Annotated in this window: 25 protein-coding genes; 22 read left to right on the top strand and 3 right to left on the bottom strand. The window is 28.0% G+C overall.

Annotation, left to right across the window (positions count from 1 at the left end; all coding sequences use genetic code 11):
• Window positions 1-360, top strand: a 360-nt coding sequence (locus tag C1638_RS22660; protein ID WP_228428259.1) for a hypothetical protein, incomplete at its 5' end; no start/stop codon positions are given.
• A 41-nt stretch (window positions 361-401) separates the two neighbouring features.
• Here C1638_RS22660 and C1638_RS21950 read toward each other — a convergent pair.
• The 3 genes from C1638_RS21950 to C1638_RS21940 all read right to left on the bottom strand — a co-directional run bounded on the left by C1638_RS21950 (window position 402) and on the right by C1638_RS21940 (window position 1,936).
• The gene (locus C1638_RS21950; RefSeq protein ID WP_109624078.1) at window positions 402-683 is read right to left on the bottom strand and encodes a hypothetical protein; all 282 of its coding nucleotides are present in this window, start codon (window positions 681-683) and stop codon (window positions 402-404) included.
• A 24-nt stretch (window positions 684-707) separates the two neighbouring features.
• Window positions 708-1,466, bottom strand: a complete 759-nt coding sequence (locus tag C1638_RS21945) for a hypothetical protein (RefSeq protein WP_109624077.1) — start codon at window positions 1,464-1,466, stop codon at window positions 708-710.
• 86 nt (window positions 1,467-1,552) lie between these two features.
• Entirely contained in the window at window positions 1,553-1,936 is a 384-nt protein-coding gene (locus C1638_RS21940; protein ID WP_109624076.1) for a hypothetical protein, read from the bottom strand.
• 359 nt (window positions 1,937-2,295) lie between these two features.
• Between C1638_RS21940 and C1638_RS21935 the strand changes: the two genes are divergently transcribed.
• The 21 genes from C1638_RS21935 to C1638_RS21840 all read left to right on the top strand — a co-directional run bounded on the left by C1638_RS21935 (window position 2,296) and on the right by C1638_RS21840 (window position 12,691).
• A complete protein-coding gene (locus C1638_RS21935) occupies window positions 2,296-2,520 on the top strand; it encodes a helix-turn-helix domain-containing protein (RefSeq protein WP_109624075.1) in 225 nt (74 codons plus the stop codon).
• Between the two features lie 221 nt (window positions 2,521-2,741).
• Entirely contained in the window at window positions 2,742-3,092 is a 351-nt protein-coding gene (locus C1638_RS21930; protein WP_109624074.1) for a hypothetical protein, read from the top strand.
• Window positions 3,093-3,413: 321 nt separating this feature from the next.
• A complete protein-coding gene (locus tag C1638_RS21925) occupies window positions 3,414-3,758 on the top strand; it encodes a hypothetical protein (protein ID WP_123838426.1) in 345 nt (114 codons plus the stop codon).
• A 79-nt stretch (window positions 3,759-3,837) separates the two neighbouring features.
• Window positions 3,838-4,167, top strand: a complete 330-nt coding sequence (locus C1638_RS21920; RefSeq protein WP_109624072.1) for a hypothetical protein — start codon at window positions 3,838-3,840, stop codon at window positions 4,165-4,167.
• A gap of 98 nt (window positions 4,168-4,265) precedes the next feature.
• Window positions 4,266-4,472: a hypothetical protein gene (locus C1638_RS21915; RefSeq protein WP_109624071.1), complete on the top strand. Its 207-nt coding sequence runs from the start codon at window positions 4,266-4,268 to the stop codon at window positions 4,470-4,472.
• Window positions 4,473-4,482: 10 nt separating this feature from the next.
• Entirely contained in the window at window positions 4,483-4,923 is a 441-nt protein-coding gene (locus tag C1638_RS21910; protein WP_109624070.1) for a hypothetical protein, read from the top strand.
• A gap of 58 nt (window positions 4,924-4,981) precedes the next feature.
• Window positions 4,982-5,527: a hypothetical protein gene (locus C1638_RS21905; protein WP_109624069.1), complete on the top strand. Its 546-nt coding sequence runs from the start codon at window positions 4,982-4,984 to the stop codon at window positions 5,525-5,527.
• 20 nt (window positions 5,528-5,547) lie between these two features.
• Complete coding sequence (locus tag C1638_RS21900) at window positions 5,548-6,306, top strand: hypothetical protein (RefSeq protein WP_109624068.1); 759 nt, start codon at window positions 5,548-5,550, stop codon at window positions 6,304-6,306.
• A 463-nt stretch (window positions 6,307-6,769) separates the two neighbouring features.
• Window positions 6,770-6,973, top strand: coding sequence for a hypothetical protein (locus C1638_RS21895; protein ID WP_109624067.1), 204 nt, complete (start codon window positions 6,770-6,772; stop codon window positions 6,971-6,973).
• Window positions 6,974-7,022: 49 nt separating this feature from the next.
• Window positions 7,023-7,256 (top strand): helix-turn-helix domain-containing protein, encoded by a 234-nt coding sequence (locus C1638_RS21890; RefSeq protein ID WP_109624066.1) that lies wholly within the window; start codon window positions 7,023-7,025, stop codon window positions 7,254-7,256.
• Window positions 7,253-7,960, top strand: coding sequence for a recombinase family protein (locus tag C1638_RS21885; RefSeq protein ID WP_109624065.1), 708 nt, complete (start codon window positions 7,253-7,255; stop codon window positions 7,958-7,960). Before C1638_RS21890 ends, C1638_RS21885 begins: the two co-directional genes overlap by 4 nt.
• Window positions 7,961-8,300: 340 nt before the next feature.
• On the top strand, window positions 8,301-8,483 hold the full coding sequence (locus C1638_RS21880) for a hypothetical protein (protein ID WP_165826591.1): 183 nt from the start codon (window positions 8,301-8,303) through the stop codon (window positions 8,481-8,483).
• A 16-nt stretch (window positions 8,484-8,499) separates the two neighbouring features.
• On the top strand, window positions 8,500-8,766 hold the full coding sequence (locus tag C1638_RS21875) for a hypothetical protein (protein WP_109624063.1): 267 nt from the start codon (window positions 8,500-8,502) through the stop codon (window positions 8,764-8,766).
• An 8-nt stretch (window positions 8,767-8,774) separates the two neighbouring features.
• A complete protein-coding gene (locus tag C1638_RS21870; protein ID WP_109624062.1) occupies window positions 8,775-9,491 on the top strand; it encodes a hypothetical protein in 717 nt (238 codons plus the stop codon).
• A 135-nt stretch (window positions 9,492-9,626) separates the two neighbouring features.
• Window positions 9,627-10,001, top strand: a complete 375-nt coding sequence (locus C1638_RS21865) for a hypothetical protein (RefSeq protein ID WP_109624061.1) — start codon at window positions 9,627-9,629, stop codon at window positions 9,999-10,001.
• A 37-nt stretch (window positions 10,002-10,038) separates the two neighbouring features.
• On the top strand, window positions 10,039-10,851 hold the full coding sequence (locus tag C1638_RS21860; RefSeq protein ID WP_109624060.1) for a hypothetical protein: 813 nt from the start codon (window positions 10,039-10,041) through the stop codon (window positions 10,849-10,851).
• A gap of 16 nt (window positions 10,852-10,867) precedes the next feature.
• The gene (locus tag C1638_RS21855) at window positions 10,868-11,104 is read left to right on the top strand and encodes a hypothetical protein (protein ID WP_109624059.1); all 237 of its coding nucleotides are present in this window, start codon (window positions 10,868-10,870) and stop codon (window positions 11,102-11,104) included.
• A gap of 87 nt (window positions 11,105-11,191) precedes the next feature.
• Complete coding sequence (locus C1638_RS21850; protein ID WP_109624058.1) at window positions 11,192-11,578, top strand: hypothetical protein; 387 nt, start codon at window positions 11,192-11,194, stop codon at window positions 11,576-11,578.
• Window positions 11,575-11,745 carry a hypothetical protein gene (locus C1638_RS22535; RefSeq protein WP_165826590.1) on the top strand — a complete coding sequence of 57 codons (171 nt, stop codon included), beginning with the start codon at window positions 11,575-11,577 and terminating at the stop codon, window positions 11,743-11,745. The genes C1638_RS21850 and C1638_RS22535 overlap by 4 nt, the downstream gene beginning before the upstream one ends.
• 25 nt (window positions 11,746-11,770) lie before the next feature.
• Window positions 11,771-12,433, top strand: a complete 663-nt coding sequence (locus tag C1638_RS21845) for a hypothetical protein (protein WP_109624057.1) — start codon at window positions 11,771-11,773, stop codon at window positions 12,431-12,433.
• Window positions 12,434-12,448: 15 nt separating this feature from the next.
• Entirely contained in the window at window positions 12,449-12,691 is a 243-nt protein-coding gene (locus tag C1638_RS21840; protein ID WP_109624056.1) for a hypothetical protein, read from the top strand.
• Window positions 12,692-13,443: the final 752 nt, after the last annotated feature.

Genomic DNA, 13,443 nt, shown 5'->3' with positions numbered 1-13,443 from the left:
AAAGAGATTCCCCCGGTGCTGTTCCTGGTTAAAAAATGGGAGTGGATTTACGGAACCCGGCAGCTGATATCCTGGTTAAAATTTCTCCTGCAGATCTTCCGGTGTTCTTGTAGTTCCGGAAGCGCTCAGGTGGTTTCAAAATGGGTGAGCTGGCCATCTTCCGGAAAAGGATTCCCCCGGTGCTGCTCCTGGTTAAATAGGCGAGTGGAATTCCGGAACCCGGCAGCTGATATCCCGGCTAAAAACTCCCCTGCAGATCTTCCGGTGTTGTTGTGGATCCGGAAGCGCTCCGGTGGTTCCAAAATGAGTGAGCTGGCGATCTTCCGGAAAAGGATTCCCTATAATTCTATGTCATATTAAAAGCCCTCTAAAAAGAGGGCTTTTAATAATTACATTGTTTTTTACATAAGATGAAAATTAACATCTATGTATTCGTTGTTATCAAGGTCTAAACTTGTCATTTCCCATGAATAAAGAAAAGAAACCAGTTTGTATTTTTCACATTCTTGATAAAATCTTTTTATCTCTATAAGAGAGAACCACCCATTTAAAATACTCTTTTTGAAAATTCTAACTGTTAACAAATCTGTATCTAATTTAACCTCTATTTTTTTTGAATTATGTGGTGAAAAAATTTTTTTAGCAATTTGCTCTATTTTTTCTAATGTAAAATACTCAGCCATTTTATTAATTTTTTCCTTTAATTATTAATCCTCACAAAAAATCTCCTCAAGATAAGATTCTTCCATTTCCTGATATTTATTTCTTAATTCTTTTGGCACAAAAGATAACTTCAACAAAGGCTCATTTCTATTAAATGACAAAGCACTTAAATACATAGTAGTAAAAATATATTTTCTAGACTGATAATCTGTATTATATTTAAAACTATAATATTTTTTAAGTCTCTCTTTCAAAATATCATAGCCTTTATCCAAAAATAGTTCAAACCTACAATCAGGTAAACCACGATCATAATATGATTTATATAAATACCTCCTAAACTTTCCTTTATATATAAAATTATAAAGATCTTCTTCTCTATTCTCTATTACAAATTGGTAGATAATCTTATTATAGTCGGATAATGTCTCGTAACTTAAATTTTTTAATAAAATTTTGGAAACTTGTTTTTGCTTAAAGCTCTTATTATCTCTAACCCACTCAAGGTTAGTGTAATAGTTGTTTAAAACATTATTATCCTTTCTAACTATTTTTTTAAATTCATTTGGATTTGTTACAAAATATGTTGCTATTAATTTAGCGGGATTAAATTTTCTATATTGAAAATAAAAGTAGGAAAACCTATAAATTTTAAGTGTTTTTTTATCTATAAATACATCTTTCTTAATTTCTATTTCAGATACAACATCATCTATAATACTGTAAAATCTACCAGTAGAAAAAATCATCAATTTTCTCCTTTTTGTAAAATCAACTATAATATACTTATTCTCATTTTCCATAACTACAATTTAATAAATTAAAAAACAGGCTTTTTCTATAATAACAAAAATTAAAGGGGGAAAGATTCCCCCCCAGGTCTGTTTTACTATTTTACTCTATCAACTCTGTACTTTAATCCTAATCTTATTAACAAGTTTCTCTGTTTATTGCTTATATAACCCACTTGCTTATAACCAATCCCATTTCTTTTAAAAATTTCCTTCCATATTCTTAATGTAAAAGAATCAATTTTATAACCAGCTGAAGTCATAAATTCTTCATTTATTTTGGCAAAATGATATAGTTCTCCATCTGTCATTTTTGCAAGGGTTTCTAACACATCTGAAACTTTCATCTTTTTTACTGTATCATAATGTGAATCATCAAGAGAAGAGAAAGCTAAATCAATAATTGGTTTTGCAAGCTTTAAATCTTCTTCCGTTAGTTCTATTTCTCCGAAAGACACTGTTGGAATTTTAAATGTTTTCATAGTATATTTGCAGACTTTATACTCCTGCACCGGAGTGTTTTACTACTGTAAATATACGAAAAAATATTCAAAAGTACACTAGTAAAGTAAACCTTTTTTATAATATTTTTAAATATTTTTTTCATTATTTTAATTTTGCTCATCTCATGGATTATTTTCTTTTTTTTCCTTTATTAAAAAAGAGCACCTGCCATCGCAAGTGCCCTCAAACTCCAAATTTTAAATTATATTAATGCTGGGAAGCATTCTCAATTGCATAGTTATAGATAATATTTTTTATATCATTACGGGTATCCACAATTTCAAATTGAAAAAAATTAGTATATCTTTTTCGTATATTTGTTATAGAAGAAAATAAAATGATTGCTGCATTACTCGAAATATTTCAACGTAAAAGAATTAATAAAAACTTGACATTAGAAGATATTGAAAATTTAACTTTTTCTCATGGCATGAAAATAAATTCATATACAATTATGAAAATTGAAAATGGAGATATCTCACCTAATTTAGATCAGCTAATTATTCTATTAAAAGCCTTAGAATGTAATTTAAATATCGATGGTATTGAAATAATTCCATGATTATATTGATGTACAAATCTTCCGAAATAATAAAGGGGAAGAATAATTAATTTCAACTAAAAGATATGGATTTAGAAACTATTATAAAATTAATTCTTATAGTAAATATTTTATGGTGTTGTTTTTTTTCAATATATTTTGTACTAAATAGGTACACTTCATACAAGGTTCATTTACTTTCTTGTATTAGTCTTCTATCAAATTTGGGAATATTGTTTCAGATGGATGATATGCTCAAACAAAATAAATTATTAATTATTATTTTTCTTTCCTTTATTCTTATAGTTAGCTTAGGTCGCCAAATCTATCTATTCTACCAACACCGCTATATTGTTAATATAGATAAAGTCTTGAAAAAATTTGCAAAAAAATATAATGTCTCCAATTTTACAAAAACGAATAATTTTGATTTCAAAGATCTATTAGAAAAGGCTAATGAAGTTTTCAATGATAAAACTTCAACAATATATGATAAATATTTAGCAGTCAAAGTTCTAAGTAGGATTGCAAAAACCTCCGAAATGATTACAAAATATAAAGAAATTACTGGAAGAGATATTAATCAAAAATGAAAATGCTCAATAAAAATAGGTAACAATCTCTAAGAAATAAGTTTACCAAAACGATACTTTTAGTAAACTCTATTATTTCAAGTGAATTTAGAAAAGAATAGTAAGAAATATAGTTTACATTGTGTTTTACTTTTCAATTTAGTTTACTTTTAAAAAAAACAGGTTATAGTGAACCAAAAAATATAAAGTTCTACCACATTATATAGTAGAACTTTTTTTATTAAAAATAGTTTACTTTACTAGTGTACTTTTGAATATTTTTTTGTATATTTACAGTAGTAAAACACTCCGGTGCAGGAGTATAAAGTCTGCAAATATACTATGAATAGATTTACTATCAATGCCTACAATGTTGTAACAAATCCTAATGAATATGTAATATTTGAAAAAAATAATATTTACATCAGGATTAGAACTGCAAAAATATCTGATAAATGGATTGCTACAACATGTTATCAATTTATGCCATGTTACTCAGGATATAGTTCTCTACCATCAACTTGTGATAAAAAATATAATACAGAAAAAGAGGCATTCTTGATTCAATTAGATTTTGTTAAACAAAGACTAATAAAAGAAGATAAAATTAACTTTATTGCACTCCCTTACATAGACTCTGCAGTAACTACTCATTTCCCTTCAGAAATACAATTATCATTATTTTAGTATATAATGTCTCCTTATTTATTTTATAGAACAAGGAGACATATTTTCTTTTCCTTTTATTAATTTAAAAAATATCTAAATGAAAGTATTACAATTAACAAATGAATCTTTTTATACAAAAATTGATTATTGGACAACAGAATTCCTGAGAAATGAAATAGTACAATATTGTTTAATAGCCTATGCAGGAGTATATTTACTCTGGTTACTTTTTTACCATCTTACTAAACCTTACCCAATAATATCTGCTGAAATAGTATTTAGGGACAATTCGAAAGCTGAATTAACAGGTGAATTCGAAGTATTTCCTAATGGTGAATTCAAGCATCTGGAAACAGGAGCTACTTTTCATAAAAAAGATATTTTATATAAAAAACATATTAAAAAAGTAGCAAAAAAAAATATTTAAAATAGTTTACTTTACTAGTTTACTTTTAAATATTTTTAATATATTTACAATATAATTATAAAGCACCGGAGCAGGTGGATAAAGTCTGCAAAATACCTATGAAAATTAATACAGCACCTTATCATGTAATTTTTGAAATTAACAAAATTACTGGGAAGCTTTTACCTGGTTCAACTTTAGAAAAGGGAGAGCGCTTTGTAGGAGAGTATCATCCAAGTAATAATATGATATTTTTTGAGGATGTGAATGGCCAAGAGTGGTGGCTAAAACCTGATCAAAATTGTATAATAATCTGTTCATTTTAAATTAGTAAACATGGAAAATACTTGTAGAAAAGTAAAATTCAAAGTTCTAAAATTAGATGATATAAGAAAATCAGGCTCATCTTTAGAAATAAATAAATGTTATTCTGGCCTTTATTTTCCTGGAAACAATTGTGTTCATTTTACCGATATAAATAAGCAAAATTGGAGTTTCTGGGTAGGAGATACTTGCATTATTATGGAATCTGAAGAAACCAATGAATCAGCGAAGTTTTTCAAAGTAATATATGAAACTCCTAAAAAGATTTTGTATAAATCTCCTACTGCTAAGGAGTATACATTTGAAAATGGTATTGATGAACTCAAAGAAACTGTAATTATTGGTGAAGATGATCATTCATATTTAACCAGAGAGATATCCCCCGGAACTTATACCGGGATTCACAAATCTCGACTAGTAAATTTTTTAAATTTGCAATTAAGTTTATTTTAATATAATAGTCTCCTATCAAATAAAAAAATAGGAGCTATTTTTAATCTTCAATATAACAATGAAAATAATAGAAAAACAAAAGACATCTAAAAAAGATGAAATTTTAAGAGCAATAGTTTCAAATATTGGATCTATTATTGTAAGCGTGTTTGCCTTAGCAGCTTCAATAATACTAATATTATCTATCTTCAACACTGATACAAGTATTAAAACCAGAAATGGTAAAACTTTTAACCATATCAGCTCTTTAAAAGGCTCAACTGAAAAAGGGGGAATATTCTATTTAGGATTTGGGACTATAAGTAATACTGATTATTATATTTTCTTGAAAGAAGATCAAAAATTCGGTGGATATACTAAAGAAAAAGTTCCAACTGCCCAAACAATTATTATTGAAAAAGATACTATTCCAAATATTCAAATGAATTTCCAGATAGAAGAAAGATCTATAAAAAGAACAATGTTTGGAAATGATGAAACTATAATAGATAGTAATGAATATGGAACCTTAAATAGGATTCCCCAACATATAAAGTATAAATACATAATTACTGTACCAAAAGGGACAATCACTCAGAATGAAATTTTTGAACCTCTTAATTGAGAAAAAATTATAATCAAACAATGCAAAAATATATTCTTATACAAACTAAATATGAGTTCATTATTGTTGATCAATATGATCCAAATTTTCTGAAAGCAGATACATCTTTTAAAAAAGGTATTTTCAACCAGGATCAGAAAACGCTGAACTCAACAACCATTGATTCTCCAGGTGTAGTTTACTGTTTTAAAGATGAAACTGGTATCTCTGAAGAAAAGATTGCACAGTGTAAAATAACTTATGCTTCCTTATTAAAAACAGAGGAAGAAAGAATTAAGGAACTCCAAATAAAGGACGCTAAAATTGAACAAACAAACTTTATTATTTTTGTGGTAGTTGTCATTGCTTGTCTTCTTATTCTAATTGGGTATATAAAATCTTGGGAAACTAAAACGGAAATTTCAATTTATAAAAAAAGTGTCGAAATTTCTTCTTTGAAATCTCAATCATCAGTAAATGGTAAATTTAGTATTGGTCGCGGTTTTATTAATGAAGAAGACTATTATTTCTTTTTAGCAAAAGACGAAAATGGATATGTAAAATGTAAAGCACCCTCTAATATAACATTCTTAATTGAAAAAGACACAGTCCCAACATTTACAAAATATTACCAAATTAGAAAGGTTACCAACTATGAGGGGTTTTTTAAATGGAAATTAAATGAAAAAGTGGAAATTGATACTGTTGACTACAATTATACATTGCGTAACAAGTATAATGGAGTTCTTACAATCCCGAAAGGTACTATTGAAGAAAACCAAAACTATAATGTTTTATAAAAAAGGTTTACTTTACTAGTTTACTTTTAAATATTTTTTCGTATATTTACAGTAGTAAAACACTCCGGTGCAGGAGTATAAAGTCTGCAAAATGCAAATGTTTACTAAAGATTTTTATACCGCTGAAACATTACCTATTTACATTTTAATGGTAATAATAGTTTTTACCTTGTTTACTTCATATCATGGTTTAAAATGCCTGAGATATATAATATCAAATCATCCATACAAATACTATAAGATGTTTGAATTTGGTGTATCAGCAACTCTATTAACAATTTTCACAATACTCTACTTCCTTTATTAAAAATTTGAACTCCGGTGCAGGAGTATAATCACTGCAAAAAAAATATGAAAAATGCAATCAAACCACACAAAGACAGACTTTCTTCAAGAGAAGGGTTATTTTTATTAGCCTTTTTAATTCTTCTTACGATTGTTGTTGATAATTTAAAATTTTGATATGTACGAACAAATCAAAGAAGAAGATCCAGATGTAGCTATCTGCAAAGCTGAAAAAATAAGTAAAGAGCAATGTAGGTTATTATATATAATAAAGAGTTACAATGATGATGATGCCGAACTTTATTATATTGATGAAAATGGCCTGGTTGGAAGTTGGGAAGAAATTATTGCTATTTTTGATAATGGGATAAGAACCTTTTAATTTGAAAGTCTCTCTTTATAGAGAGACTTATTAAAAATAAAATAAAACAATGGAAAAGTCTGAAATTAAAGAGATTAGAAAAAAAATTGGTAATTTGATTGAAAAAAGCAGAATTAATCAAAATTATTCTGAAGATAATATTTCTAATGATGTAGGAATAAATAATAAAACTCTTCACAAAATTGAAGCAGGTAAGTTTTCTCCCTCTTCAGATTTACTTTTTACAATATTTAATAAATTAAGTATTGAGGTAAGAATTGATAATGAAATAATTAAATTATGACTTTTGGATATGCAAGAGTTTCTACTACTGATCAGAACCTAGAAACTCAGTTAAATGAATTAAAAAAACTAGGAGTAGAAAAAATATTTTCAGAGAAAATATCTGCAAAAAACCTAGAAAGAGTCGAACTCAAATTACTACTCAGTCAGTTAAGGCCAAATGATAAAGTTATTGTAACCAAAATAGATAGATTAGCAAGATCATTAAAAGATTTAATCTTTCTATTAGATGAGTTTTCCAAAAAAGAAATAATACTACAAATAGGACCTACACTATTTGACTTCACTACTCCAGAGGGGAGATTATTTGCTACTTTATTTGGCAGTGTAGCCCAATATGAGCGTGAACTAATTAATGAACGAACTAAAGCTGGCTTATTAGCAGCTAGAGAAGAGGGACGAGTTGGAGGTAAACCAAAAGGGTTAAGCCCCCTGGCTAAAAGTAAGGCAAAAAAAGCGTACGAATTAAGAGAAAAAGGGTTATCTATTTCTGATATTCAAAAAACTCTCGATATTAAGAGTAAAAGAACTTTATATAGTTATATACGATATGAAGTTGATAATAGATCTATTTTAGAAGATAAACAAAAAACAGAAGATGGTTTATGGCTCCTTTCAGGGAGTGAAAATGAGAAAAAAACGAGAGTTTACTTTAAAAGTAGTGAAAATGAGAAAAAGAGTAGTGAAAATGAGAAAAAAGGGTAGTGAAAATGAGACTTTTTTTTCTTATAACTTTTCCGTTTTTAAACATTATAAGTTAAAAATGAGATGTTTAATTGTTTTTTCTCCTTTATTTAACAAATAAAAAGCTCATGAGCCAAAGGCGAATACCTTTTTTATTAAAACTAAGTACTCTTTATACTAACTGTTTAGGAAGCCGGAAACCCTTTATTCATGGGAGCATAGACCATGTTTTAAGTAGTGAAAATGAGAAAAGGAGGGAGTGAAAATGAGAAAAAAGGGAGTGAAAATGAGAAAAAAACCATTTTTTTAGGGAGTGAAAATGAGAAAAAAAATAAATATAAAAGATGAATTATCCTATTTAGTGATCTTCTTAGTTACAAAAGTAAATAGAGGAGGGAGAGAACCAGGGGCTACTGTAATAGTAGGAGAGCGTTTTGTGGGAGAATACAATCCTAAAAGCAACAAAGTAACTTTTGAGGATGTGAATGGCCAGCTATGGACTTTTCATGTTGGAAGTTCCTGTGAAATCATAGAAAGATTTTAAAACCAAAAACTAGAAGATGAAACATAAGAAAATTATAGTAGAAGATGAGAAACCTATTAAAATTTATGATGAAGCATTAAAAGGAATGGATATCTCCTTTTTGTTTAAAGAAAAAAAAGAACTTTACAGCTCTTTTTTAGATGAAAATCATTTAGAACTTTACGACCCAGATATAATAGAAAAACTTTCTAAAATTCATCAGATGTCTGGGGGAATGTCTTTTTTAATAATAGAAAAGAAAAGAATTGCTGGTGAAATTTTAAACTTACTAATATCAAAATAAGAATAACTATGAAAGTAGAAACACAAGAGAAGATTAGAAAAATTAGAGAGAAAAATTTCAAATACACAGTTACAATATTATCTGGGTTTATAATAGCTATTTTAAACATTGTATATTCTCCCAAATTTATGAGTACTACAATAGCATGGGTTATTGGAGTTATTTTAATATTTATTATCCTTTATTCTTTTAATAAACTTTTACAAGCAGATACTGCAATAAAAAATATCCTCAAAGAAGAATTTAAAACTGAAATTAAATTCTCATCACAATCAGAATTTAACAGTAAGCTTCCAAGAGATATTCAATTGAAAATAGCTGAGAATGTAGAAGATCTTATCATTAGCATGCAGGACGAAATCGATGAATTACAAAAAAAGTATAATGAATTATTAGAATATCATGATTTATTTAGATCATATTATAACGAAGATTGGGATAGAAGTAATCCTTTTGCCGAGCAGATTGAATTCTCTAATCGTTTTCTCAGATATAGAGAAATTTTCCCCTTATCTATCAAAATAAAAGATCTGAATTTAAAAGCAGAAGATAAAAAAGAATTTGACTTAAAATTCTTTAATAATTCTGATATAAAAGAACTCCCTTTAGCAATGTTTCTAATGTTTATGTGTGATTTGAAAGGATTTAAAGCCGACAATCCTGAAGATATACAAGTACCTGGAGCTTTTTATGAATATCAATTAAATTTTTATACAAAAAAATAGTTCATTTTTTTTTTTCAGATCTTGAAGTGGCCATGAGCTGCAGCTCGTATTTTAACGAACTAAAATTTCTCTGCATTAATTATTAACATTATCAATTTCGCTAAAATCAAATAATCTCAAAAACCGTTAAAAATTATGAACATAATAGAAAAGTATTACGAAGCTATACAGAGGATCAAAGATCATATCTCATTACCGTCAGATTGGGATTTAGTAACGTGGGATTTATGTGAAGAATACTATTGGTGCTTAACTGAAAATGAAGATAGTGTTATCTTTTACAATTCAATTGAAGATTATCAGAATGATTCAGAAGAGGAAAACTACTACCAAACAGATATAGTTACTTCAGAGATGTGGCAAAATAAAAGTACTCTTCCAAAAAATTACACTGGTATATTTAAAGGTAAAGATTACACTGGATTTTTAGTAGATGATCCAGAGTCCATAGATGAAATGATAATTGCGGTGTTTGCAAATAAAAAGAACATAGAAACCTTAGAACTCTAAAAGTATATAACCTAGATTTAATCTCAAAAACAATACGATGAAAAGATATTATTTTTATAAACGTACTAGAGATATTGTAGATAATCTAAAAGGGGATGTAGTTGATTTTTCATTATGTGCGTTTTACTCTACAAAAGAATATAGTCAAAAGAGAAAAAAGGAAATAGACCAATTTCACTATTTTGATAATATTTATTTATGCCTAGCAACAAAAACACAAGGGCTTTATCGATTGCGAGTAGATTCAGGAACAGATGGATGTAGTGGTCATTGGGCCACAAGCATAAAGGAATTAAAAGAAGATCTTATAAAGGATAATTACAAACTAATTTCAGAACAAGACTACTTCAGGTTAAGAAGACTTGCCTTTAGATTGGTATTTAAGCATATTAAATTTTTCATCCCTACAGAATCTGCAGTAAGAAACTTTTTTTATCAAAATTCATTTTCAAGAAGTTTCTATGATATAAAATTAGTTTCAACGAGTGAAAAATCAAATATTAGAAATTACCCTCAGGATACTGTTGACTATTATAAGGAAAAAAATTGGAAACTTTATGATTGTAGATTAGATGAAAGTTATCGGATATTTATTTCAAAAGATAAAAATTATAAGAGTAATACATTTGAGATAGAATCAAGTCATTTTCGACCTTATTATGAAAACATCTGGGAATTCAAAAAATCATGTAATATGGATTTTAAAGAAAATAAAGTCAATAGCATTCAAGAATTTCAATTTGATAGGCTTAAAAAGTTTATTACCGAATTGATCTTGGATCGCTCTGATTTGGATATTTCAAAGATTCTACCTAAACAAACTAATAGCATTACAATTTTAGACCTATAATTTTAAAAACGATATAATGGATTTAATAACAATTTTGACAGTAATTATTTCATTAAGTATTTTGGGTATTTTTGGTTACTATACTGTAGGTATTTTTATATATAATAAGAAAACTAAGAAGATGAAAGATGAAATTGAGAGAAACGAAAAACTGTTATTTGATGATCTAAAAAATGAATATGGTTCTGAAGAAGCCGAAAAATTATTAGAAGACCTGAAAGATAAGTTCATAAAAAACAATTCTAAAAAATGAATATTATAAAAGATTTTCTCTTAGTGTTTGGAGCAATGTTAGATGTTTTAAATTTTCATTTATTAAATAATAACTTAAAATAAAAAAATGGCAAGATTATTTTTATTAAAGTCAGGAAAAGGAGGGAAAGGAAAGCAATTTGATTTTGGAATAACAGAACCAACAGAATATTTATATTTTTTCTCACCCAGTTTAAAAGATTTACGAGCATCATTAAGATGCGTTACTGCTCAGGGTTATAGAATACCAAAAGTACAGACCCTTTCTAAAAGAATTAAAGAAAGAAATGGACACTTGATTGCTTTTAACCCCTTTTTTCAAACCACTATGCATGAAATATTAGAAATTGATATTCCTGTAGAAATCAAATTAGAAGTAGATTATAAAAACTCTTTTGGATTTGAACATAAATTGAAATTAGTAGATTCGGATTTAGCAGAGAATATTTGGACACTTCAAAAACTAAAGAAATGAGCTATAAATTAATAAAAGGGAAAAGATATATTGCGCAAGAAATTGCAAAGTTTTATGATGGATATGAGAATATTGAAAATTTTTTCTCTTTATATAGAAAGAATAAAGGTAAGGAAGTACAGATTAAAATAAATGCTCCTGAAGAATTGAAAAGTTATATTTTTTAAAGTATAATAACAAATAAGATAAATTATGAATACAACTGATTTAATTATAAAGCATTTAAACGCTTTAAATTCCAAATATCAATTGGATATAGATCTTCTTACAGAAATGAAAAAGAAACCAACTAATGAACTTCATCAGGCTGAAATTGATATTAATATCACTTATTTTAAAGAAGAGATTAAAGAGATAAAGGAGATTTTAGAAGATTTGGAAAGAGAGGAGAAAAAATATACGGTAATTCCTATGGGTAATTTATCTGAAATAAAAAGCATCCCTATTAATCCTGTATCAAATTTACTTAATGATTTTATTGCCGGAAATGTAAATGAGGATGAAGTAAATGAAATTATAACGAAATTTGATAATATCAAAAAAGAGTATAAACCTATAACTTTTCTTACTGCTTATCAACAGGAACTCATTAAAGATGCTGAAACTCTTTTAAACGAGTTTAAACAAAGTGATGATTTCGCTAAAAATGAACTATCAATAAACGTGAGAAACGATTTCTTCGATAAGTTTCATGATTCTTTTCCTGATTTTTGTTTCATTTTGGGAAGAACTTTAGATTCCTATTATACCATTGAAGTTTCGGAAAAATACATAGAATTATTAAAAACTCTTGATTATAGGGAAGCTGAAAAAAAGATGCTTATCTGGTGTAATGAAAATTTATATAAACTTTAAAACTATATAAAAATCATGCGAAATTATATTTTCATCCTTACTGTTTTTTTACTGTTTCTTGGGGCTTGTATTTATTTTAGGACAGGCTATTTTGAAAGCTCTATCAATACAAATGAAACTACATTCTATATCAAAGGAAAAGAGCCAATTACTTCAAAGAGATATTATAGAGATTTATCCGGGAATTGGATTTTACTTGACAAAAATTATGTTATTACAGAGGATAGCTGGAACGCTATTAATATGAAAGCAAAATAGTAATCAAATTCGTAGTGAGGTTTTTACAGAATCTAAAACTGAGAGTAAAACTTATTTTACTCACCTTGTGGGTATTTATACTGAACGATTAGGTTATACATAAAAAATCCTCGTTTTCTACGAGGATAAAACTAATAACCATGAAAAACTCTTGAATGAGTTTGAAATATTTCAAAATTAATAAAAATATTTTTCTTTCTTTACGGGTTTCCGTAAGTTTCTTTCTTTTCTTTTTTGTTATTTTGGTAGGTAATAAGTTTATGGCGTTATAAACTGTATCATTTTCGAAATCTCTAGCATTTGTTTTGTTATGCTAGGGATTTTTTTATAGAACATTTCTCCTGCAGATCTTCCGGTGTTGTTGTAGATCCGGAAGCGCTCCGGTGGTTCCAAAATGGGTGAGCTGGCCATCCTCTGGAAAGAGATTCCCCCGGTGCTGTTCCTGGTTAAAAAATGGGAGTGGAATTACGGAACCCGGCAGCTGATATCCTGGTTAAAATTTCTCCTGCAGATCTTCCAGTGTTCTTGTTGTTCCGGAAGCGCTCCGGTGGTTCCAAAATGGGTGAGCTGGCCATCCTCCGGAAAGAGATTCCCCCGGTGCTGTTCCTGGTTAAAAAAGGAGAGTAGGGTTCAAACCAAAAATGGGATAAAATGGTTGTTTTAGATTGCAATTAATTGATTTCAAATGAATTAATTGCAATCTGAAATTAAAATTTGTATAAAATTGGGGTCAGCTCACATAATGGACTTTA

Origin of the sequence: Chryseobacterium oncorhynchi (assembly GCF_002899895.1) — a bacterium.
Lineage (GTDB): Bacteria > Bacteroidota > Bacteroidia > Flavobacteriales > Weeksellaceae > Chryseobacterium > Chryseobacterium oncorhynchi.
This window is presented reverse-complemented; position numbering and strand designations above follow the sequence as displayed.

What these genes read in the sequence shown, in the direction of transcription:
- C1638_RS21950 (WP_109624078.1), bottom strand. Translation starts at nt 683, where the DNA reads ATGGCTGAGTATTTTACATTAGAAAAAATAGAGCAAATTGCTAAAAAA.
- C1638_RS21850 (WP_109624058.1), top strand. Translation starts at nt 11,192, where the DNA reads ATGGCAAGATTATTTTTATTAAAGTCAGGAAAAGGAGGGAAAGGAAAG.
- C1638_RS21915 (WP_109624071.1), top strand. Translation starts at nt 4,266, where the DNA reads ATGAAAATTAATACAGCACCTTATCATGTAATTTTTGAAATTAACAAA.
- C1638_RS21920 (WP_109624072.1), top strand. Translation starts at nt 3,838, where the DNA reads ATGAAAGTATTACAATTAACAAATGAATCTTTTTATACAAAAATTGAT.
- C1638_RS21930 (WP_109624074.1), top strand. Translation starts at nt 2,742, where the DNA reads ATGGATGATATGCTCAAACAAAATAAATTATTAATTATTATTTTTCTT.
- C1638_RS21840 (WP_109624056.1), top strand. Translation starts at nt 12,449, where the DNA reads ATGCGAAATTATATTTTCATCCTTACTGTTTTTTTACTGTTTCTTGGG.
- C1638_RS21855 (WP_109624059.1), top strand. Translation starts at nt 10,868, where the DNA reads ATGGATTTAATAACAATTTTGACAGTAATTATTTCATTAAGTATTTTG.
- C1638_RS21885 (WP_109624065.1), top strand. Translation starts at nt 7,253, where the DNA reads ATGACTTTTGGATATGCAAGAGTTTCTACTACTGATCAGAACCTAGAA.
- C1638_RS21900 (WP_109624068.1), top strand. Translation starts at nt 5,548, where the DNA reads ATGCAAAAATATATTCTTATACAAACTAAATATGAGTTCATTATTGTT.
- C1638_RS21935 (WP_109624075.1), top strand. Translation starts at nt 2,296, where the DNA reads ATGATTGCTGCATTACTCGAAATATTTCAACGTAAAAGAATTAATAAA.
- C1638_RS21875 (WP_109624063.1), top strand. Translation starts at nt 8,500, where the DNA reads ATGAAACATAAGAAAATTATAGTAGAAGATGAGAAACCTATTAAAATT.
- C1638_RS21895 (WP_109624067.1), top strand. Translation starts at nt 6,770, where the DNA reads ATGTACGAACAAATCAAAGAAGAAGATCCAGATGTAGCTATCTGCAAA.
- C1638_RS21845 (WP_109624057.1), top strand. Translation starts at nt 11,771, where the DNA reads ATGAATACAACTGATTTAATTATAAAGCATTTAAACGCTTTAAATTCC.
- C1638_RS21925 (WP_123838426.1), top strand. Translation starts at nt 3,414, where the DNA reads ATGAATAGATTTACTATCAATGCCTACAATGTTGTAACAAATCCTAAT.
- C1638_RS21945 (WP_109624077.1), bottom strand. Translation starts at nt 1,466, where the DNA reads ATGGAAAATGAGAATAAGTATATTATAGTTGATTTTACAAAAAGGAGA.
- C1638_RS21890 (WP_109624066.1), top strand. Translation starts at nt 7,023, where the DNA reads ATGGAAAAGTCTGAAATTAAAGAGATTAGAAAAAAAATTGGTAATTTG.
- C1638_RS21905 (WP_109624069.1), top strand. Translation starts at nt 4,982, where the DNA reads ATGAAAATAATAGAAAAACAAAAGACATCTAAAAAAGATGAAATTTTA.
- C1638_RS21870 (WP_109624062.1), top strand. Translation starts at nt 8,775, where the DNA reads ATGAAAGTAGAAACACAAGAGAAGATTAGAAAAATTAGAGAGAAAAAT.
- C1638_RS21910 (WP_109624070.1), top strand. Translation starts at nt 4,483, where the DNA reads ATGGAAAATACTTGTAGAAAAGTAAAATTCAAAGTTCTAAAATTAGAT.
- C1638_RS21865 (WP_109624061.1), top strand. Translation starts at nt 9,627, where the DNA reads ATGAACATAATAGAAAAGTATTACGAAGCTATACAGAGGATCAAAGAT.
- C1638_RS21860 (WP_109624060.1), top strand. Translation starts at nt 10,039, where the DNA reads ATGAAAAGATATTATTTTTATAAACGTACTAGAGATATTGTAGATAAT.
- C1638_RS21940 (WP_109624076.1), bottom strand. Translation starts at nt 1,936, where the DNA reads ATGAAAACATTTAAAATTCCAACAGTGTCTTTCGGAGAAATAGAACTA.
- C1638_RS22535 (WP_165826590.1), top strand. Translation starts at nt 11,575, where the DNA reads ATGAGCTATAAATTAATAAAAGGGAAAAGATATATTGCGCAAGAAATT.